Annotated in this window: 18 protein-coding genes and 2 pseudogenes; 12 read left to right on the top strand and 8 right to left on the bottom strand. The window is 68.9% G+C overall.

Features of this window, described 5'->3' with window-relative positions:
- Positions 1 to 62: 62 nt before the first annotated feature.
- The 3 genes from ACZ7LV_RS34030 (at position 63) to ACZ7LV_RS34020 (ending at position 3,010) form a co-directional block, all read left to right on the top strand.
- Entirely contained in the window at positions 63 to 422 is a 360-nt protein-coding gene (locus tag ACZ7LV_RS34030) for an effector-associated constant component EACC1 (protein ID WP_471945167.1), read from the top strand.
- Positions 419 to 1,600, top strand: a complete 1,182-nt coding sequence (locus ACZ7LV_RS34025; RefSeq protein WP_471945165.1) for a caspase, EACC1-associated type — start codon at positions 419 to 421, stop codon at positions 1,598 to 1,600. Before ACZ7LV_RS34030 ends, ACZ7LV_RS34025 begins: the two co-directional genes overlap by 4 nt.
- Positions 1,601 to 2,563: 963 nt before the next feature.
- Positions 2,564 to 3,010 (top strand): phosphoribosyltransferase, encoded by a 447-nt coding sequence (locus tag ACZ7LV_RS34020; RefSeq protein ID WP_468732443.1) that lies wholly within the window; start codon positions 2,564 to 2,566, stop codon positions 3,008 to 3,010.
- Here the strand turns inward: ACZ7LV_RS34020 and ACZ7LV_RS34015 are convergent.
- Positions 2,988 to 3,470 (bottom strand): hypothetical protein, encoded by a 483-nt coding sequence (locus tag ACZ7LV_RS34015; RefSeq protein ID WP_471945163.1) that lies wholly within the window; start codon positions 3,468 to 3,470, stop codon positions 2,988 to 2,990. The two genes, ACZ7LV_RS34020 and ACZ7LV_RS34015, sit on opposite strands and share 23 nt — an antisense overlap.
- Positions 3,471 to 3,494: 24 nt before the next feature.
- On the opposite strand from ACZ7LV_RS34015, the gene ACZ7LV_RS34010 reads away from it, so the two are divergent.
- The gene (locus ACZ7LV_RS34010; protein ID WP_471945162.1) at positions 3,495 to 4,559 is read left to right on the top strand and encodes a serine/threonine-protein kinase; all 1,065 of its coding nucleotides are present in this window, start codon (positions 3,495 to 3,497) and stop codon (positions 4,557 to 4,559) included.
- Positions 4,560 to 4,691: 132 nt separating this feature from the next.
- On the opposite strand, the gene ACZ7LV_RS34005 is transcribed toward ACZ7LV_RS34010, so the two are convergent.
- Genes ACZ7LV_RS34005 through ACZ7LV_RS33995 form a run of 3 tightly spaced genes read right to left on the bottom strand, consistent with a single transcriptional unit; the run spans position 4,692 to position 7,043 of the window.
- Complete coding sequence (locus ACZ7LV_RS34005) at positions 4,692 to 5,153, bottom strand: hypothetical protein (RefSeq protein ID WP_471945161.1); 462 nt, start codon at positions 5,151 to 5,153, stop codon at positions 4,692 to 4,694.
- On the bottom strand, positions 5,150 to 5,686 hold the full coding sequence (locus ACZ7LV_RS34000) for an NUDIX domain-containing protein (protein WP_471945159.1): 537 nt from the start codon (positions 5,684 to 5,686) through the stop codon (positions 5,150 to 5,152). The genes ACZ7LV_RS34005 and ACZ7LV_RS34000 overlap by 4 nt, the downstream gene beginning before the upstream one ends.
- Position 5,687: 1 nt before the next feature.
- Entirely contained in the window at positions 5,688 to 7,043 is a 1,356-nt protein-coding gene (locus ACZ7LV_RS33995; protein ID WP_471945157.1) for a helix-turn-helix domain-containing protein, read from the bottom strand.
- A 224-nt stretch (positions 7,044 to 7,267) separates the two neighbouring features.
- Between ACZ7LV_RS33995 and ACZ7LV_RS33990 the strand changes: the two genes are divergently transcribed.
- The 5 genes and pseudogenes from ACZ7LV_RS33990 (at position 7,268) to ACZ7LV_RS33970 (ending at position 11,823) form a co-directional block, all read left to right on the top strand.
- On the top strand, positions 7,268 to 8,017 hold the full coding sequence (locus ACZ7LV_RS33990; protein WP_471945155.1) for a hypothetical protein: 750 nt from the start codon (positions 7,268 to 7,270) through the stop codon (positions 8,015 to 8,017).
- A 77-nt stretch (positions 8,018 to 8,094) separates the two neighbouring features.
- Positions 8,095 to 9,006 (top strand): phosphotransferase family protein, encoded by a 912-nt coding sequence (locus tag ACZ7LV_RS33985; protein ID WP_471945153.1) that lies wholly within the window; start codon positions 8,095 to 8,097, stop codon positions 9,004 to 9,006.
- A gap of 1 nt (position 9,007) precedes the next feature.
- Complete coding sequence (locus ACZ7LV_RS33980; protein ID WP_471945151.1) at positions 9,008 to 9,700, top strand: class I SAM-dependent methyltransferase; 693 nt, start codon at positions 9,008 to 9,010, stop codon at positions 9,698 to 9,700.
- A gap of 35 nt (positions 9,701 to 9,735) precedes the next feature.
- Positions 9,736 to 10,285: pseudogene (locus tag ACZ7LV_RS33975) on the top strand (HAD domain-containing protein).
- Between the two features lie 242 nt (positions 10,286 to 10,527).
- Positions 10,528 to 11,823: a hypothetical protein gene (locus ACZ7LV_RS33970; RefSeq protein WP_471945149.1), complete on the top strand. Its 1,296-nt coding sequence runs from the start codon at positions 10,528 to 10,530 to the stop codon at positions 11,821 to 11,823.
- Positions 11,824 to 11,998: 175 nt separating this feature from the next.
- Here the strand turns inward: ACZ7LV_RS33970 and ACZ7LV_RS33965 are convergent.
- Positions 11,999 to 12,239, bottom strand: a pseudogene (locus ACZ7LV_RS33965) (relaxase/mobilization nuclease domain-containing protein); the annotation flags it as partial.
- A 433-nt stretch (positions 12,240 to 12,672) separates the two neighbouring features.
- Positions 12,673 to 13,761: a redox-regulated ATPase YchF gene (ychF, locus tag ACZ7LV_RS33960; RefSeq protein WP_471945147.1), complete on the bottom strand. Its 1,089-nt coding sequence runs from the start codon at positions 13,759 to 13,761 to the stop codon at positions 12,673 to 12,675.
- A 440-nt stretch (positions 13,762 to 14,201) separates the two neighbouring features.
- Here ychF and ACZ7LV_RS33955 point away from each other — a divergent pair, with 440 nt between their 5' ends.
- Entirely contained in the window at positions 14,202 to 14,588 is a 387-nt protein-coding gene (locus ACZ7LV_RS33955; protein ID WP_471945146.1) for a DUF6542 domain-containing protein, read from the top strand.
- A 58-nt stretch (positions 14,589 to 14,646) separates the two neighbouring features.
- Here the strand turns inward: ACZ7LV_RS33955 and ppgK are convergent, their stop codons facing one another.
- On the bottom strand, positions 14,647 to 15,393 hold the full coding sequence (ppgK, locus tag ACZ7LV_RS33950) for a polyphosphate--glucose phosphotransferase (protein WP_471945144.1): 747 nt from the start codon (positions 15,391 to 15,393) through the stop codon (positions 14,647 to 14,649).
- A gap of 90 nt (positions 15,394 to 15,483) precedes the next feature.
- Positions 15,484 to 16,506, bottom strand: a complete 1,023-nt coding sequence (locus ACZ7LV_RS33945; RefSeq protein ID WP_471945142.1) for a 4-hydroxy-3-methylbut-2-enyl diphosphate reductase — start codon at positions 16,504 to 16,506, stop codon at positions 15,484 to 15,486.
- A gap of 117 nt (positions 16,507 to 16,623) precedes the next feature.
- Here ACZ7LV_RS33945 and ACZ7LV_RS33940 point away from each other — a divergent pair, with 117 nt between their 5' ends.
- On the top strand, positions 16,624 to 17,997 hold the full coding sequence (locus ACZ7LV_RS33940; protein WP_471945141.1) for an APC family permease: 1,374 nt from the start codon (positions 16,624 to 16,626) through the stop codon (positions 17,995 to 17,997).
- 42 nt (positions 17,998 to 18,039) lie between these two features.
- Positions 18,040 to 19,248: an exodeoxyribonuclease VII large subunit gene (gene xseA / locus ACZ7LV_RS33935; RefSeq protein WP_471945139.1), complete on the top strand. Its 1,209-nt coding sequence runs from the start codon at positions 18,040 to 18,042 to the stop codon at positions 19,246 to 19,248.
- Positions 19,249 to 19,256: the final 8 nt, after the last annotated feature.

The raw sequence follows: 19,256 nt of genomic DNA, 5'->3' as shown, positions 1-19,256 counted from the left end.
AGCCTGTTCTGCCCGACGATAAAAATGCGGAAGAGCGCCGACACGCGGAGACAGGGGGAACCATGCGCATCGACGTGCGGGTAGGGGCCGAGGCAGACGAGCTGCGTTCACTGCACCAGTGGCTGGGAGCCGACAGAGAGATCCGCAGGTCGTCCTCCTTGACACTCCATGAGCAGCCTCCCGAGCCAGGGCACATGGGCGGTTTGCTGGACGTCATCCAACTGGTGACTGACAACGGATGGAGCGCTGCCTCCTTCGTCGTGGCACTGGCCGCCTGGAAGCGAACCAGGCCTCAGGACCCGCGGATCGAGATCAGGCGGGGTGACACCGTGATCGTTCTTACCCAGGGCAGCGATGCCGAGGTCGAACGTGTCATTCGTGCCCTTGAGACCTCGACCGAGGATGAGGCACCTGGGACATGAGCGTGTTGCCCGACCCCGGCGCGACCCGAGCTGTGCTGATCGGCACCAGCCACTACGACCACCTGGAGTCGCTGCCGGCTGTGGCCAACAACCTGACCGCTCTGGCCGAGGCGCTGACCGGACCCACCTCTTGGAGCCTGCCGCAGGAGCATTGCACGATCCTCTCCAACCCCACGACCGCAGAGATGACCATGGCCGCAGTGCGAGCCACAGCCGAGCAAGCGCGCGACACCGTGCTGATCTACTTCGCCGGTCATGGGCTGGTCGACCCCGAAGGGGACCTCTATCTGGCCATGCCGCAGTCCAAGCAGCAACGCGTGGAGACCGGACTGCCCTATCGGTGGATACGGCAGGCTCTCCTGAACGGCCGGGCCGATCGATGTGTCGTTGTCCTCGACTGCTGCTACAGCGGTCTGGCCCTCGGGACGATGGGCGGCCCATCAGATCTGGCCGATCAAGCGGCCGTGGAGGGAACATTCCTGCTGGCCGCTGCTGCAGAAACACGCCAAGCACTCGCCCCGCCGGACGAGACCTTCACCGCGTTCACCGGCGAGCTCCTCGACACGCTTCAGACGGGCATCCCCAATGGGCCTGAGCTGATCGACTTTGGAGCGCTGTACCGGCACTTGCGCATCAGGCTGGCGGCTAAGGGGCGCCCCGACCCACAGGCGAGAGACAGGAATACCGGGGCCCGACTCGCTCTCGGCCGCAACCTGGCCTGCCTGCCGACAACGGCGACCACCCCTTCTGTCGACGGGGAGCCAGCCACAGGGCGCTCCTGGCCGAGTCCCTCGGGAATCCGCACTGTCAGGGGTTTCTTCAAATCGTTGGCCGATGTTCGTGTGACGAGCGGTCTCACCCATCAGATGGTCAGTCAACGTTCCGGTGGGCGCATCTCGCCCGGTACCGTCAGCAGGCTCTTGAACCGCGAGAGCCTGCCCAAGACCTGGCCCACCACAGCGGCGTATCTGTCCGCCTGTGGCGTGCCGGATCAGCAGGTCGCTGTGTGGCATGCCGTCTGGACGCGGTTGCTAACGGATACGACGACCGACGCCGCGCCGCGCACCGCCCCGCAACAACCGCGCCAGCACCAGAAGCCCACCACGTTGCAGCGGTTGACCAGGAGAGTGTCTCGGCGAAACGGTCGCAGTCGAGATCACCGTTCAGGGAGTAGCTGAGGCAGTCGGAGACGCCTGCTGCGGAGCCGGAACAGGTGCCTCACTGTCATCACCGAAGACCGTGTTCCAGGCAGCAATAGCCAGCAACGCCGCCGCAATCACAAGGCTCGTCGCAGGCTTCTTCACCTGCTTGGCGGCCGACGGTCGCACCCAGTGTCCTGCCCGGTAGTAGGGCTTGTCGCTCTTCCGCGCCACCGCGCGCTCCCCCCGACAACGCTGCCTTCCGTTCTCTCAAGAGTTTCGCAGCGTCCGTCCTGATAAGAGGGCAAACGGCTACTTCCGGCTGATTCTGCTCCCTGTAGAACCGACCACGTACGGGTGCGGTGACCCGCTTCCAGCGCAGCTCTGACCCCCCTCTTTAGCAGGATCGTCGACAGCCGCAGCGCCGCCTGCTGGCGAGCAAGATGAGGCGCGGTACTACCTGGCAACCAGTTCCACCTCACGGAGATGCCTGCTGAGGCACTGCTTAGCAGCGATGATCTCACCGTCCGCGGCTAGGTCTGCGCACGCCTGTGTGCACCACGCGTAGGGGTTCGCGAGGGAGGAGTAGACGCGAGTACCCTGCTCGTGTCGCACCCAGATACACCGCTCGTCGATCGCAGGTACCCCAGCTCGGCTGGGGCCGATCTTCTCCAAGAGCACGTAAGAAGCCCGAGCAGTGCCAGCAGCTCTTGGTCGCGCTTTCACAAGGTCCCGCCGTACATATCGCTCATCAGGAACAGAGGGTCCCGATAGGCGAGCTGTACTGCCTCAGGGAGTGACATGCACACTGGCGGTACCCGAGCGAGTGCCCTGGGGACGTGTCACACCACAGGACGGGTGATGGGTTGCCGTTCGGCTTGCCCTGCACAGCGGCCGAAGGCAGTGTCGTTGGTAACGGAATCAGCGTCGATATTGGCACGCCGCGGTTGCCCATCAAGACTGCACATACCGAAGAACCAGCGTTCCTATGGGGGTGTACCGATGAGCGACCTGCTGGACGCGGTGGACACGGCTCACAACAACATCGAGCGCCTCACCGATCCGGGTGCACTACGCGACGCCACCGAGCAAGTGATCACTGTCGCGCGCCAGTGCGGCGCCCAAGCGGTCCTTGCCGCCAGCCCCGTTGCCGAGCGCCTTGTCGGCGCGCTCCTGTCTTCGTGCAGCGACTTGGTCAGCTTGTCCTCCCAGGCAGCGGTAGCCTCACAGAACGTACTGATCGTGGACGTCAACCTTGCCAGCGGCACCACGGTGGCGCAGGCCGCCCGCCACGCCCGCAGCCGCGGAGCACGACGTGTCCACGCAGTCGTCCTCCATCAACTGACCGCGGTTGCAGCCCAGGCCGAAGACTGCGGCGTAGATGCGTTGGACGTCCTCGGAGAACGACCGCCGAGCCGCGCTTCTTCTACGACAGATTCGGGTCTGTAGTAGATACAGCGGGCAAAGCCGTAAGGGCCGCAGCTGCGGCCGCCGATCGCTTAGAGTCCAGCGCCTTTCCACGTGCGAGGGCATCCGCCTTGCTCAGGCCAAGCGCCTCGCCGACTTCCTTACCGTTGCGGTACACAACCTGCTGGATCTTGTGATCACGGCACACGTATCCCAGAGCACCCTCGATCATGAGGCGATGCCGGGGCGCCGCCTTGCGATTTCCGGCAGGGCTAACATCCGCGATGCAGATCACCACGGCGTTGGGATTCAAGGCCGAGAGCTTGCTACTGAGCATGCGCCCCAGGTCTTCAACCTGGTCGATGACCTCCAGCGCCGCCGTTCGAAACTCACAAGCCTCCTGAATCTGGGGCTCGCCCTGTGATCCCCCCAGGACAACACAGGTAACTACTGGACCTCGCCCTGCCGCTGAAAAGCCCACACTGATCCCAAGTGCCTCCATGCACAGCACTATAGAGTGACGGGCATGTCGGGAACGGTCATCGCCCAGGTCGGCAACCACCAGATCGGGAACCGAATCAGTGAGCGCTACAAGGTGCTGGAACACCTCGGGGGCGGGGCTGGTGGCCAGGTCTATCGGGTTGAGGACGAGCATCTGCGCACAGAGGTGGCGCTCAAGCTCTTCGAACCGCAGTCAGGTCAGCCAGCCACATGGGACGAAGCCCAAGCACTCAAGGAGCTTCAGAGCCAGTACCTCCTCCCTGTGTACAACGCTGACATCGCCAGCGGAACCGACATCCGCTACATCACGATGCCCGTCATGGACGGCGATCTTGAATCAGCTTCAGCGCCATTCGGTATCGACATCGCTAAGGCGGTGCGCTGGGGCCAGCAGCTCGGACACGGACTTGAGCGCGTCCACGCCGCCGGCCTACTGCATCGCGACGTCAAACCAGGCAACGTATTCGTCGACACCGGCAACAACGTCCTGCTGGGAGATCTTGGTTTTGCCGCGCGGATGGATGCCGACGGCTATACCGTCGCAAACGGAACATACGCCACCGTAGCCCCAGAGGTACTGAGGACAGGCAAGTGCTCAGTGGCCTCTGACGTCTACTCGCTGGCTGCCACCATGTTCTACCTCCTGTCCGGGCAGTACCCGAACGGGCCGATAACCCTGCGACGAAACGCCCGCAGAGAGCGAATTCTCCACGGCCAGTTCGACAAACTGCGCGATGTTGCCCCGTACGTCTCCCAGGGCCTCGGCAATGTCGTTGAACGAGGACTCTCCCTCGATCCAGTTGCTCGTCCCAACAGCGCGCAAGCTCTCGCAAACCAACTCGCTCAATGTTCACGCCCTCACAGATCTTGGCGCCGCGTCACACCCCACGACGGTCACGATCAGTGCTTTGAAGGAGGCGCCACCAATACGGCGAAGGCAGTCTCGGTCTGCGCGGTGCAGGACGCACGCAGCCGCTACAGCGTCGAGGTGCGCCACGAGACAGGCCGGCGATCACGCCAGCACGAGAAGAGCGGAGTCCAACGAGACAGTCTTCCTGCCGCATTGCGCACTGTGCTTCGCAACGTCTAGCTTGCCGCTCGCCTGCTGGCTGTGGCCGCGCGCACGGCCCCGGACTACGTGCCTCGCGTACCAGACGACGATCGCCTGCCGTACGAGCTTCTGTTTCCGAGCCGCCCCGCATAGCGAAGCCAGTGCTTGACGTCAGTACCGGGCGATGACCTGTCGCAGGTCCGTGCCCAGAAGGTCCTCCAGCGCCTGAATGCTGGCTGGTGGTAGTGGCAGCTCGCATTCTGGATCCGTGGCCACAAGGCTGTACCTGGCGAAACCCGCAGCCTCGACATAGTCGAGGGCGTTCAAGTCCGTCTGGGCAGAGCAACAGGGCAACGTCACGGCTAGTGAGTCGAAATAGCCGTCCGGAAGGGCTGCCGTATCCATCGCGTTGCCCCACCAGTCTTCGATGTCGGAGCCGCACACGGGGCACCGAACACCGCACCAGTTCTCCCCGGGGTCGATGAAGGCTGTGCCGGGGATGTCCCACACGTCATAACCGCCCAGCGCTTCAGGAACCAGTTGCTGTAGCTGGGCCTGCGCAGCCTCGCTCGCGGCCGACGCAGGCGAAAAGTGCGGGTCCTTGGGTATGAGGTGGAGCAGCGTGATGCTCACGCTGCCGACCAGCCGTCCAGCGAGACCTCCGAGCCGTCATTCAGGTAATGGTGGAGGGCGCTGGCCGTGGTGTCGACGAAGGCTTCGGGGATGGCGTCGGCGTCGACCCAGCGGACCTGGGAGTGCTTGCGGGGTTCGCGGTTCTCGGGTTCGCCGGTCCATTCGTGGGCGGCGAAGACGACCGTGAGGAAGCCGTTGGGGGCTTCGACGCCCCAGGCGCCGTGGATGATGTGGGCGATCTTGAGGGACTCGGGCTTCACCGTGAGGCCCGTCTCCTCGTACAGCTCGCGGACCGCGGTTTCGGTGATGGGCTCGCCTGGCTCGCTCTTGCCGACGGGGAGGTCCCACATTCCCTGGGCGAACTTGGCATTCTCGCTGCGCTGGAGAAGGACGACGCGGTTGGTGGCCTTGTCGTGGACGATGACGGCGGCGACCAGCAGGGTCATGGATTCGAGCGCCGGCTTCAGGGCCTTCGGCTGATCGTCGGTCTGCTGGGCCACGGTGTTCCCTTCGTCGGGCGGGTTGTTGGGCATGTTAGGCGAGGGCTTCGCGGGCGCGGCGGGCGAGATCGGCGGCGCCGGGGACACGGCGGCGCTGGTAGACCGCGAGGGTGGAGCGGATCGAGGTGATCGCCTTGCGGGTGCGGTCGGAGGTCATGCCCTCCATGAGGACCAGGGCCTGGGTCCAGGCAGCGACGGCCTCGTCGGCACGGGCCTGGGCGGCGAGGCTGTCGCCGAGGTCGGCATGGGTGAGGGCGTGGACGCGCTTGTACTTCGCGGGGTCCCAGCGGGTGAGGGCGTCTCGGTGCTGCTGTTCGGTGCCGATGTGGTCGGCAAGGTCGGTCAGGGTGCGGGCGGTGTGGCTGGCCACGGTGCCGGCGGCCGGGCCGCTCACACGGGAGTAGCTGGGCTGGGGACCGTCGTCCCGCAGGAGGGCGTCCTCGGCGGCGAGCAGGGCGCACGCGGCCTGGGGGTTCTCGTTCATGGCGGCGTAGGCGCGGGCGTGGGTGATGTGGAGGAGAGCCTCGGTCTGGCCGTCGACGTGGCCGAGACCCGTGCGGAGGGCTCCTTCGACGAGGTCGACGCCGTGGTGGGGCTGTTTGAGGCTGAGGGCCTGGTGGGCGAGGGCGCGCATCATCCAGGCTGCGTGGCCGTGGGGGTCGGCTTCGCAGGCGAGCTTGTAGCCGACGTGGTAGTAGCGCTGGGCAGCGCCTTCCTGGCCGAGGTCGTGGTGCTTCCACCCTGCGAGGTAGGCGAGTTCGGCGACGGCGCCGAAGGCGGCCCGGCGTAAGGCTTCGCTGGGGAAGCGTCCGCGCAGCATGGGGGCGGCGGTGTCGGCGAGGTACGCGGTGACGGTGGTCAGGCCGTGCCCGCCTCCGAGGCGCTCGTCAGCGGCGCTGAAAGCCGCGGTGATCTGGCGTACGACGTCCACGTCCTCCGTGCCGACCAGGGACGTGCCGGTACGGGCGCGAAGCATGCGGGCGGTGGCCTCGTGGTCGTAGCCGAGCGGCATGGCGACGCCGGCGGTGGTGAAGGCTGCGATGGCGAGGAAGCGGCGGCGCTCGACGTCGGCCCGGCCCAGGTCGGTGACCGCGAGGACAGGGTCGGTTTCCGCCAGCTCTTCTTCATCACCAGCCTGGAGGGCAATCTCGCTTTGAGTGACCGTGCGCCCCGCTCGGCGGGACAACGCCTCGGCCAGGTACTGACCTACCCGGCCCGACGGAGCACGGGTGCCGTTCACCCAGTGCGAGATGGCCGACTTGTTGGTCTGGATGATCTCGCCGTTCTCGGCGGCGATGCGCCGCACGTCTCGGGCGAGGGCCTCGTAGGTGCAGCCGGCCGCGTCGATGGCATCGCGCAGACGGGAGTTGGGTTCTCTCTGCGCCGCCACGATCGCCTCCGTTCTGGAGCTGTAAACCGCGTATACCGCTTCAACTGCCTTCCACCGTACCCACTGAGCGTGACCACCGGTTCACTTGTCAGCAGCCGCCCGGAACGGCGCGACCGTGATCCAGGCTCCCCCTTGGTCCGGGCGGCACCCCGAAGTTCCGTACGCCCACACCGGGCTCGGGCATTCCTGTGCCCGAACCCGGCCAACCAGAGACGGAGAACACGGTGACCACCATCGACACCACGGCCATCACGGTCGAGCTGCCCGAGGCGTTCGACCCGCGCTGGAGCCGCCTGCCCGGCATCCAGGTCGACGGCCGGCGCATCACGATCGACCCGGCCCAGTACTTCTTCCGCTTCGAGTCGAACACCTGGCTCGTCGCCGACTGGGAGCTGGTCAAGTCCCAGCTCCTGGACGTGGACGAGACGACCGAGAGCGCGGTCGAGCAGCTCGCGCTCGACTTCATCAAGCAGCACAGCGAATCCACCTCCGACGCGGTCCGCGTCGTGGCCACCGCGTACGAGGTGTACACGTACCTCTTCCGCGAGGAGCACCTGGCCGGCGTCGGCCTGCCGCAGATCACCGCCGACCACCTGCGGATGCTCCGCGAGGCCGCCACGCTCATGGCGCTCAACAAGGTCGAGCTCGACGGGCACATCTCCAACGTCGGCCCGTGCTGGTTCTTCCCCGCCGCCACCTCCGTCGTCTTCGACCTGGACGACGAGATGGGCGGGATGCTCGACGAGGTCTACCACGGCGGCTGGTTCAACGAGCACCGCCGGATCGAGTCCATCAAAGCCCACGCCGCGCTCGGTGGCCGGCTCGTGCACGGCTGCCAGTCCGTGCCGGACCAGTCCGGCGGCGTGGTCGCGCCCTACGGTGCCTCGATGGCGAACTTCCGTGACGATCTCGCCGCGTTCAAGGCGGGCTGGATCGAGCAGGTCTACGCCCACCGCGTGAACCCCGCCGCGTAACCACCACCCGATCAGGCTCCGGGACGGGCCGGCTTCCCTCGCCCGCCCCGGACGCCACCATCCCCCGGAGCCCTCACGTGACCGCGAACCCCAGCGCCGAACTCCTCGACAACCTGCTCACCGCGACCGGCCAGACCACCGCTGTACGGGAGGAGGTACGCGTGTGGCCCATGTCCGGTGTCGAGCGTGTGACTTTCCCTGACGGCGCCACGGCCGTCTTCAAGTACGCCAAGAAGCCCTTCGACAGCGAGGACCAGGCCCTCCGCCTGGCCCACACCCTCGGCGTACCCGTCCCCCAGTTCCACGCCTCCGCCGTCCTGGACGGCTGGCTCGGCATGCTCATGGAGGACCTCGGACCCTCCGTCCGCGAAGCCGACGACCTCGACGGCGTCGCCGCGGCCGTGATCCTGCACGGCACCCGTGCGGCTCCGCCCTTGCCCGTCCTCGACCAGGACCGGCTGCGGACGCTCCCGGCCAGGTCGCTGGAGCACCTCGAACGGCTACGCAAGGCCGACCGGTGGCAGGACGCGGATGACGTCGAGGACGCGCTCGACCGTATCGCCCAGGCCGCCGAGGCCCGCTCGGCCGGAGCGACGCTGGAACCGTTCGGCTGGGTGCACTCCGAGTTCCACCCCACCAGTCTCCACATCGGCGAGCGCGGCTGGCGGCTGCTCGACTTCGCCCGCGCCTTCACCGGCCCCGGCCTACTCGACCTCGCCAGCTGGCACGGCACCATCGAGCCCCCGCACCCCGTGCGCCTGCGCGTCTTCCTGGAGCAGTACGTCACCGCCGGCGGCACTCCCGACGCCCTCGCTTCACGCGGCGGGCTCACCGCCGAGAACTGGGCCCTGGGCTGGCACCGCATGTGGGCCGTCGAGTGGTTCATGGAACAGGCCATCCGCTGGATCGACGACCCGGCCACCGACCCCGCCTACATCAAGGCCGTCCGCCGCCACCTCACCGACGTCCTCCACCTCCTGGAGATCTAACGTGCTCGCCCAGGCATCCCCCTGGCACACCCACGCCCTCCAGCGCACCGCCGCCGGACTCGCCGAACCTCTGGCCGTACCCGCCCGGATGGAATGGACCACGAGACCCGGCCAAGGTCCCGGGGCCGAGGTCCTCGGCCCCGACCTGCGCGGCAAGCGACTCCTGGAACTCGGCTGCGGCCCCGGCCACAACGCCGCCCACCTCGCCACCCGCCACGGCGCCCGCGTCACCGGTGTCGACCTGGTCGGCCTCCAGGTCCGCCGCGCCCGTTCCCATTACGGACGGCTGAACAACCTCACCTTCGTCGCCAGCCACGCCCTGCACTACCTGCACGCCTCCGACGAGCAGTTCGACGCGATCTACTCCGTCTTCGGAGCCATCGGCCTCGTCGCCCCCGAGCTCTTGCTCCCGGCCATCGCCCAACGCCTCACGCCCGGCCGGGTGCTCGCCTTCTCCGTCCCCCACCCGCAGCGCGGCGGCCGAAGCCCCTCCGGCGACGACCGGCCCCGCCGCGACCACGTCACCCTCCCCAACCGCATCCGGCTCCCCATCGCCCGCTGGGAGTTCGACACCGACCGGTGGGAGAAGCACCTCAGCAGGGCGGGCTTCTGGCTCACCTCAGCCCAGGAGTTCCACGACCCCCGCATGGGCCACTGGCCCTCCACCCTGCTGATCCGCGCCCGCAAGCTCTGACCAGCCACTCGCCCCCGGCTTCCCTGGAGGAACCGATGCGCCCGCCCTACCCTGCTCCTCGACATCGACGGCGTCCTCATACCCTTCCCCGACGCGGACTGCTCGACCCCGGCCACCCACGCCCGCCACGACGTCGTCCCCACCGGCCGGAGCGCCGACACCCCGGTCGCCGTCTGGCTCCACCCCGACCACGGCCGCCTGCTCATGGACGTGATCCGCACTGGCCTGGTCACGCCGGTCTGGTGCACCAGCTGGCGCCAGGACGCCACCACCCACATCGGCCCGCTCCTCGGCCTTCCGCCCCTGTCGTACGTCGGTCTCCCGCATCCCCAGATCACCACCAGCCACCCCAACGGCTACCTGTGGAAGCGTGACCACGTCGACGCCTGGCTGGGCGACGCCTTCGCCGTATGGATCGACGACGACTTCACCGGCCTCGACCATGAATGGGCGGTGGAGCGCACTGCGAAGGGAACGGCGACCCTCCTCATTCAGCCCGACCCGCGCCTCGGTCTGCAGCCCGAGCACTTGACCGAGGTCACAAGGTGGGTCGCGCAGTTATCCGCAGCGCCGTCCGACGACTGATGCCCTCGCTGCCACGAGCAGCGAGGGCATCAGAGTGTTGCTCGAGCGTGAGCCGTCTGCGGTCTGCGGCACGTACCGGCGCTGCCGATGTCGGAGTCGGCTGGAACACTGCGGCCGTGATCAACGAGATGACCCCAGACCTTCCTGATGCTCCCGTCGGCTCCCTGCCACCCAGAGCACAGGAAGAGCTCGCTGGCACCGCCTGGGAAGAGCTGCCGCACGTCTGTACGGGCCTGCACGGTGTGCCTGACACACCGGACGTCCTCAATGCTGTGCTCGCCGCCGACCCGGCCCACCGAGTACGGGCGGTGGGCGATCTGTATCGGCTGCTCCTCAATCAGGAACGGGTCTTTCCGGCAACCGCTCCGGCGGCCTTGGTCCTCGCCTGTCTTCTCGACGATCCGCGCAGCCTCGCCGAAGACCGGTGGGAGCGCAGGGCCGGTGTGCGGTCGCTTCGCGCTGAACTGCTGAACTGGCTGGCTTCGTTCGCCGACATCGCCCGCCTGGACGTCGAGGACGGCGTCGGCACGGCGCGAGATCTGACGGCCGCCCGTGCGGCACGGCAAATACTCCACGACCGCATCGCGGATTTCTGTGACGACGACGATCCACCGGTGAGGGAGGCCGCGCTCGCGGCCACTGCCCTGCTCCTGGCCGACGCCGCCCTCACCTCGTCCGTACCCCGGTACGCGCCCGCCGTTCGCGAGGTCCTGTCCGTGAGCGCGGACTCCTACTACCGGTGGATCGCCCGGGAACGGCTGGCTGCCTGGGGTGAGGATGTCACCGGTCTCGTCACTGCGGAGGAGGAGCGCCGCGCGGCCCTGGACCTGGCAGGCGAGTTGGCGGAGGACCCGTTCGGCCAGGAACAGGAGCAGGCGATCCGCTGGCTGGAAGAGCAACCCGAGGACACTGCAGCTCCGGAGCAGCTCGGCCGCCGACGTGAGGACCGGGCCGCGCCCATACCGGCAGCCCCGCACGAGCCGCCACCCGAGCCGCCCGTGGCCCTGGGGAGCGAGGCTGGATACCGCGGCCCGTGGCGGATCGCCCGGGAGGAGGAGCGCGCCGAGTGGACGTTCACGCCGTACGTAGGAGTCGGCCCCCTGCACTTCGGGATGACCGTGGAAGAGATCACCCGCGTCCTCGGCGAAGAACCGGCCGAATCGTCCAATTCCCACCACGGCGAAGACCAGAAGCGCAACTATGCCGACTTCGCTGAGAGTGGGATCAGGGCCCTCTTCCACGACGGCCGCCTGGGGTGCGTCGCCGCAGACGCCCTCACGGGCCCCCAGGTGAGACTGGACGCAGCCCCGCTGACCGGCTGCGCACCTTCCCACGTGGAGGACTGGCTCGTCCACCGCACAACACAGCCCGGCAGCCTGGCGTACAGCGTCGCCAGCGATCCGGTCTTCGCCGACCTCGGCCTCGCGATCCGCTCCCAGCGGGCCGGCGACGTTGTCTTGACCCGCCCCCTCTTCCTGGTCCACGACTGGCTCGACCTATGGCACTCCCTGCCCAGCGAAGAGTGGAACTGCTCCTGAACCGTGGTTCACCGGCTGGCCCCACCCCAGTGCGAGGGTTACCAGCGCGACACACCTCTCCACTGGAGCGGATGGCGAATCAACGCGAGCAGCATCGTGGCTGGCAAGCAGGCTGCCGAAAAAAATCAACCGGACGCCCCGCCACAACGCGTGGACGGCACATCAGGCCGTGGCGTCAGCGGTGTCGACTGCGCTCTTCGGTCCTCGTGACCACTGGGTGCGACTCGAGAATGCGGCCTGGCAGACCTGGCCGAGGTGCCACTGATGGTGCTTTGCCTGCGAGAGGCTTACGCCCGCCGGTTCGTTCGAGCGGTGATGCGCCAGTTGAGGACCTCGGCGGGGTGCTCGGCGCTGCCGAGCTCTCGTTGGGTGCCCACCTCGGTCAGGAGACGGAAGCTGTGGCCGGCGGTCTCGGCGTCGTCTTCCGGGCGGCCGTCCGTGACCGGATGATCCCTCACAACCCGCGTGCAGAGGCGAAGCTGCCCTCAGTGCCCGGAAGAAGGTCGTGCACTGGCCGTCGAGCAGGTACGGACGCTGTCCGAGGAGATTCCCGCCCGCTACAAGGGCCTCGTGCTGCTCGGCGCGGCCACCGGGCTCCGCCCCGGCGAGCTCTTCGGCCTCCAGTTCCGGCACGTGGACCTGCTGCGCGCGACCGTCTCGGTCGAGCAGCAGATCCAGCAGACGGCGAAGCATGGCGTATACGTCGGCCCGCCGAAGACCGCGCGCTCACTCCGCACGGTCCCGCTCCCCCGCGTGCCGGACTCATCCAGCGCGCTGCGGACTCCTTGCGGACCGCAAAGGCCGCCCAACCCGCTCCGTCGCAGGTCAGACGGCCTTTCGCGACAGGTATCAGACGTTGAAGCGGAACTCCACCACGTCGCCGTCCTGCATGACGTAGTCCTTGCCCTCCATGCGGGCCTTGCCCTTGGCGCGGGCCTCGGCGACCGAGCCTGTCTCGATCAGGTCGCCGAAGGAGATGACCTCCGCCTTGATGAAGCCCTTCTGGAAGTCGGTGTGGATGACTCCGGCGGCCTCGGGGGCGGTGGCGCCCTTCTTGATGGTCCAGGCGCGGGACTCCTTGGGGCCGGCCGTGAGGTAGGTCTGCAGGCCGAGGGTGTTGAAGCCGACGTGGGCGAGGGTGGCGAGGCCCGGCTCGTCCTGGCCGACGGACTGGAGGAGCTCCAGGGCCTCGTCCTCCTCCAGCTCGGCGAGGTCCGCCTCCAGCTTGGCGTTGAGGAAGATCGCCTCGGCGGGGGCGACCAGGGCCCGCTGCTCGTTCTTGAAGTCCTCGTCGGTCAGCTCGTCCTCGTCGACGTTGAAGACGTAGAGGAAGGGCTTGGTCGTGAGGAGGTGCAGGTCGTGGAGGAGTTCGTTGCGCTCGGTGCCCTGGACGATGCCGTGCGCGAAGAGGGTGTCGCCCTTCTCCAGGATCTCCTTGGCCTCCTCGACGGCCTTGACCTTGGGAGCCACGTCCTTCTTGATCCGGGACTCCTTCTGGAGGCGCGGCAGGACCTTCTCGATGGTCTGGAGGTCGGCGAGGATCAGCTCGGTGTTGATCGTCTCGATGTCGTCCTTGGGCGAGACCTTGCCGTCGACGTGGACGACGTTCTCGTCCTTGAAGGCGCGGATGACCTGGCAGATCGCGTCGGACTCGCGGATGTTCGCCAGGAACTTGTTGCCCAGGCCCTCACCCTCGGACGCGCCCCGCACGATGCCCGCGATGTCGACGAAGTCGACCGTGGCCGGCAGCACCCGCTCCGAGGAGAAGATCTCGGCGAGCTTGGTCAGCCGCGGGTCGGGGACACCGACCACACCGACGTTCGGCTCGATCGTGGCGAACGGGTAGTTGGCCGCCAGCACGTCGTTCTTGGTCAGGGCGTTGAACAGGGTCGACTTGCCGACATTCGGCAGACCGACGATTCCGATCGTGAGCGACACGTTGCGACTTCCCGTACGTGAGAGGGGCGGGGGGCCGGTGGGCCGGGGGCAGGCGCCAGGGGACTGGCTGGCCGATCCACCAGTTTACGGGGTACCGGATACCGGCCGGGCGCCCTGTCGAACGCTTGGCCAAGCTCTGCCCAACGGCGTGTCGGACGGCCTATTTGGCACATTAATCGACCTAAGTTGGCCTAGTGGAGCAACACAGGGCGCGTTCTACTCAGCACGGACCGCGACGCGGCGCGGCGCCGCCGACACCCCTGCCGTCGCAGGCTCGGCGCGGCGGTGGGAACGGCGGCGCGGGCGGGGGCGGCGGCGATCCCTCGCCGCGGCCCGCCAAGCCCGCCGCGGCGAGGAACAGGAGCCGCCCCGCCGGTACGGCGCGGCCCGCGGCGGCGTTACGACGCCCCGCCCCGCCCGTCGTCCAGGCGGTACGGCGGATGCCCAACCCCCGGTTCACGGGGCTCGGCTGCGGGCTGTTCTGCGGGGCGGTGATGCTGGCGCTCGGCTCGCTCGACGCGCTGCTGTTCGGCTCGTCGCTCGTCGTGTACGGGGTGCTGTTCCTGCCGGTGTGCGTGCTGGCCGCGGTGTGGGTGCGCGGGGTGGACCTGGTGACCGTCCCGGTCGTGGTGCCGATCGCCTTCACGCTGGGCCTGGTCCCCGTCGCCGAGAGCGGGGACGGGGTGAGTGACCGCGTCGTGGGCCTGTTCACGGCGCTGGCCACACAGGCGGGGTGGTTGTACGGGGGGACGCTCGTCGCGGGCTCGATCGTGAGCGTCCGCAAGTTCCGGCACCTGCGCCGACGCGCGGCACGCAACCGTTCGTGAGCCGGGCTCGGCGGGACCCGGGGGTCGTCCCCAGGTCCCCGGCCGGCCCGCCCAGGGCCTACCCCGCGTCCGCCGCCCGCATCGCCGCCCCGACGATCCCCGCGTTGTTCTGCAGCTCGGCGGGGACGATCTCGGCCTCGATGCCCTCGATGTAGGGCAGGAACTTGTGCGCCTTGCGGCTCACGCCGCCGCCGATGACGAAGAGCTCGGGCGAGAAGAGCATCTCGACGTGCGCGAGGTACTGCTGCACCCGGTGCGCCCAGTGCTCCCACGACATGTCGTGGTCCTCCTTGACCTTGCTGGAGGCCCGTTTCTCGGCGTCGTGCCCGTGCAGTTCCAGATGGCCCAGCTCGCTGTTGGGGACGAGGACGCCGCCGGTGAAGAGCGCGCTGCCGATGCCCGTGCCGAAGGTCAGCATGATGACGGTGCCCTTGCGGTCGCGGCCCGCGCCGAAGGCCATCTCGGCGATGCCCGCCGCGTCGGCGTCGTTCACCACGGTGACCGGGACGCCGCCGAGGCGTTCGCCCAGCAGCGCGCGGGCGTCCGTGTCGATCCAGCTCCGGTCGACGTTCGCCGCCGTTCGGATGGTCGCGCCGCCCGTGACCACGCCCGGGAATGTCGCGCCGATCGGGCCGGTCCACCCGAAGTGCTCGACGACCTCCTTGACGCCGTCGGCCACCGAGTCGGGCGTCGAGGGATGGGGGGTCAGCACCTTGAAACGCTCGTCCGTGAGGGCGCCCCTGTCGAGGTCGACAGGAGCGCCCTTGATCCCGGATCCGCCGATGTCCACACCGAAGATCTGCATGTCACCACGTTACGACGGACCACTGACGGTCACGACGTCGCCAGCGAGGAGAGGGCGGCCCTCCCCCCGCACCCCGGCGCTCCCCACCGCTCACCGCTCGTCGCCGGCACCCCTCGCGTCCGTGCGCTGCGCGATCAGCTCGGCCGCCTCCTCGCGCAGGTCACGGCGCAGCTCCTTGGGCAGCGAGAAGGTGATGGACTCCTCGGCGGCCTTGACGATCTCGACGTCCTCGAAGCCGCGCGCCGTGAGCCACTCCAGCACCTGCTCGACGAGCACCTCGGGGACGGAGGCCCCGGAGGTGACACCGACCGTGGTGACGCCCTCCAGCCAGGCCTCGTCGATCTCGTCGGCGAAGTCCACGAGGTAGGCCGCGCGCGAGCCGGCGAGCTTGGCGACCTCGACGAGCCGCTTGGAGTTGGAGGAGTTGCGGGAGCCGACGACGATGACCAGTTCCGCCTCGGCGCCCATCTGCTTCACCGCGAGCTGACGGTTCTGGGTGGCGTAGCAGATGTCGTCGCTGGGCGGCGAGATCAGCTGCGGGAACTTGTCCTTCAGGGCGTCGACGGTCTCCATCGTCTCGTCGACGGAGAGCGTGGTCTGGGACAGCCAGACCACCTTGGAGGGGTCGCGGACCTCGACCTTCGCCACGTCGCCGGGGCCGTCGACGAGCTGGATGTGCTCGGGGGCCTCACCGGAGGTGCCGATGACCTCCTCGTGCCCCTCGTGACCGATCAGCAGGATGTCGTAGTCCTCGTTCGCGAACCGGACCGCTTCCTTGTGGACCTTGGTGACCAGGGGGCAGGTGGCGTCGATGGTGGCCAGCTTGCCCCGCTCGGCCTCCTCGTGGACGACGGGGGCGACGCCGTGCGCGGAGAACATCACGATGTTCCCCGGGGGGACCTCCTCCGTCTGCTCGACGAAGATGGCGCCCTTCTTCTCCAGGGTCTGGACGACGTACTTGTTGTGGACGATCTCGTGCCGGACATAGATCGGAGCGCCGTACTGCTCCAGGGCTTTCTCGACGGCGATCACGGCGCGGTCCACACCCGCGCAGTAGCCACGGGGGGCGGCGAGCAGGACACGGCGGCCAGGCGAAGCAGTCATGGGACCCATCGTAAGGCCGCGTTCGGGGGGTCAAAGATCGCGCCCTTGTGACGTTCCTGGGGAGACTGGCCTTGAGCCGTGAGGGGTGGGGAAGAGCACCACGTACGCGACGGTCGGAGGCTTGTGATGTCCGAAACCGGCACGGCGCCGCCCCGGGTGGACGAGGACCACGGTCTGCGGCGCACGCTGGGCTTTCGGGATCTGGTCGTCTACGGGTTGCTGTTCATCGCCCCGATGGCCCCGGTCGGTGTCTTCGGCACCCTGGACGCCAGGTCGCACGGGGCGGTCGCCCTGGTGTACCTCGTCGCCACGGTGGCGATGGCGTTCACCGCGTTCAGCTACGCGCAGATGGTCCGCGTGGTGCCCCGGGCGGGATCCGTCTTCGCGTACGCGCGCGTGGGCCTCGGCAAGGAGGCGGGCTTCGTCGCCGGCTGGATGGCGATGCTGGACTACCTGCTGATCCCGGCGGTCGCCTATCTCTTCTCCGGGATCGCGATGGAGGCGCTGGTCCCGGAGGTCTCCCGCTGGGTGTGGACCGCGCTGGCGGTGGTGGTGACGACGCTGCTGAACCTGTGGGGGGTGCGCCCCGCGGCCAGGGTGGGCTTCGTGGTGCTCGCGCTGGAGATCGTGGTCCTGCTGGTCTTCGTGGTGTCGGCGAGCGTGGTCCTCGCGCGCGAGGGGGCCGAGCGCGGGTGGCTGTCGCCCCTGTCGGGGGACGGGACGCAGGGGGCGTTCGCGGTGTCGGCGGTGATCGGGGCCGTGTCGGTCGCCGTGCTGTCGTACCTGGGCTTCGACGCGATCGCCTCGTTCGCGGAGGAGGTGACCGGCGGCTCGCGGCAGGTGGCGCGGGCGGTGCTGTTCTGCCTGGGTCTCGCGGGCGCGCTGTTCGTCGCGCAGACGTACCTGGTGGCCCTGCTGGAGCCGGTGTCGTCCGCGCGGCTGGCCGCCGAGCCCGCCCGGCAGGGCACGGCGTTCTACGACGCGGTGGACACGTCCGTGGGGGCCTGGCTGCACGACCTGGTGGCCGCGAGCAAGGCGCTCGGCGCGGCCTTCGCGGCGCTGGCCGGGCAGGCCGCGGCCGGGCGGCTGCTGTTCGCGATGGCACGGGAGCGGCGGCTGCCGCGGGCCCTGGCCCGGACGGACTCGGGAGTCCCGCGCGCGGCCCTGCTGTGCGCCGCGGTGATCACGATGGTCGCGGCGGTGTGGGCGGCCCGGCGGGCCGACGGCCTCGACCATCTGGTGTCGGTGGTCGACGTCGGCGCCCTGACGGCCTTCACCCTGCTGCACGCGAGCGTGGTGGGGTGGTTCGCGGTACGGCGGCGTGGCGGGCCGGTGAGCTGGTGGCGGCATGTGCTGCTGCCGGTGCTGGGGGCGGCGATCACGCTCGCGGTGATCGTGGAGGCGTCGCCCGAGGCGCAGGTGGTGGGGGCGGTGTGGCTGGTGATCGGCGTCGTGGTGCTGGTGGCGCAGGCTCTGCGCAAGGGGCCTTCCGGCGGCTGAGCACGGGCCGGGTCTGTCGGTGCCGCCCACTACGCTCGCGGCATGGCAGTCAACACGACCCCGGAAGCCCCCTTGCCCGTCGGTGAGGTGTCGCGGCTGATCGGGAGCTGGATCGACCGGCTCGGCGCGGTCTGGGTGGAGGGGCAGATCACCCAGCTGTCGCGACGGCCGGGCGCGGGCGTGGTGTTCCTGACGTTGCGCGACCCGTCGTACGACATCTCGGTGGGCGTCACCTGCTACCGGCAGGTGTTCGACGCGGTCGCCGATGTCGTGAGCGAGGGCGCCCGGGTCGTCGTTCTGGCGAAGCCGGAGTGGTACGCGCCGCGGGGGCAGCTGTCCCTGCGGGCCGCCGAGATAAGGCCCGTGGGCGTCGGCGAGCTGCTGGCGCGCCTCGAGCAGCTGAAGAAGAAACTCGCGGGCGAGGGGCTGTTCGCGCCGGGGCGCAAGCGGCCGCTGCCGTTCCTGCCGCAGCTGATCGGGCTGGTGTGCGGGCGGGCCTCGGCCGCCGAGCGGGACGTGCTGGAGAACGCCCGGCACCGCTGGCCGGCCGTGCGCTTCGAGGTGCGCAACGTCGCGGTGCAGGGCGTGCACGCGGTGCCGCAGGTCGTGCAGGCCGTCAAGGAGCTCGACGCGATCGAGGACGTCGACGTGATCGTCGTGGCGCGGGGCGGCGGGAGCGTGGAGGATCTGCTGCCGTTCTCCGACGAGCAGCTGGTGCGGGCGGTGGCGGCCTGCCGTACGCCCGTGGTGTCGGCCATCGGCCACGAACCCGACAACCCGCTCCTGGACCACGTCGCGGACCTGCGCGCCTCCACGCCCACCGATGCGGCGAAGAAGGTCGTACCGGACGTGGGCGAGGAGTTCGAGCGGGTGCGGCAGCTGCGGGACCGGGCGCGGCGGTGCGTGGCGGCGTTCGTCGAGCGGGAGGAGCGGGGACTCGCGCACGCGCTGGCGCGGCCCTCGATGGAGGATCCGCACCGGATGATCGACGAGCGGGCCGAGCAGGTGGCGGCGCTGGTCGAGCGCGGACGGCGATGTCTCGGGCATCACCTGGACCGGGCCGAGTCGGAGCTGACGCACACGCACGCGCGCGTGGTGGCCCTCTCGCCGGCGGCGACCCTGCGGCGGGGGTACGCGGTGCTGCAGAAGGCCGACGGCCATGTGGTCCGCGCGCCGGACGAGGTGACGGCCGACGAGCCCCTGCGGGCGCGGGTGGCCGAGGGTGAGTTCTCCGTACGTGTCGATGCTTAGGGTGGGCG

This window comes from Streptomyces sp. NPDC107562 (genome assembly GCF_055657325.1).
Note: the sequence above shows the minus strand (reverse complement) of the source record. Positions and strands in the feature narration are given on the sequence as shown.

Bases quoted from the DNA above. Each gene is read 5' to 3' on its own strand.
- ACZ7LV_RS34020 (WP_468732443.1), top strand. From the start codon at position 2,564: ATGAGCGACCTGCTGGACGCGGTGGACACGGCTCACAACAACATCGAG.
- ACZ7LV_RS33940 (WP_471945141.1), top strand. From the start codon at position 16,624: ATGTCCGAAACCGGCACGGCGCCGCCCCGGGTGGACGAGGACCACGGT.
- ACZ7LV_RS34015 (WP_471945163.1), bottom strand. From the start codon at position 3,470: ATGGAGGCACTTGGGATCAGTGTGGGCTTTTCAGCGGCAGGGCGAGGT.
- ppgK (WP_471945144.1), bottom strand. From the start codon at position 15,393: ATGCAGATCTTCGGTGTGGACATCGGCGGATCCGGGATCAAGGGCGCT.
- ACZ7LV_RS33955 (WP_471945146.1), top strand. From the start codon at position 14,202: ATGCCCAACCCCCGGTTCACGGGGCTCGGCTGCGGGCTGTTCTGCGGG.
- ACZ7LV_RS34010 (WP_471945162.1), top strand. From the start codon at position 3,495: ATGTCGGGAACGGTCATCGCCCAGGTCGGCAACCACCAGATCGGGAAC.
- ACZ7LV_RS33945 (WP_471945142.1), bottom strand. From the start codon at position 16,506: ATGGGTCCCATGACTGCTTCGCCTGGCCGCCGTGTCCTGCTCGCCGCC.
- ACZ7LV_RS34025 (WP_471945165.1), top strand. From the start codon at position 419: ATGAGCGTGTTGCCCGACCCCGGCGCGACCCGAGCTGTGCTGATCGGC.
- xseA (WP_471945139.1), top strand. From the start codon at position 18,040: ATGGCAGTCAACACGACCCCGGAAGCCCCCTTGCCCGTCGGTGAGGTG.
- ACZ7LV_RS34030 (WP_471945167.1), top strand. From the start codon at position 63: ATGCGCATCGACGTGCGGGTAGGGGCCGAGGCAGACGAGCTGCGTTCA.
- ACZ7LV_RS34000 (WP_471945159.1), bottom strand. From the start codon at position 5,686: ATGCCCAACAACCCGCCCGACGAAGGGAACACCGTGGCCCAGCAGACC.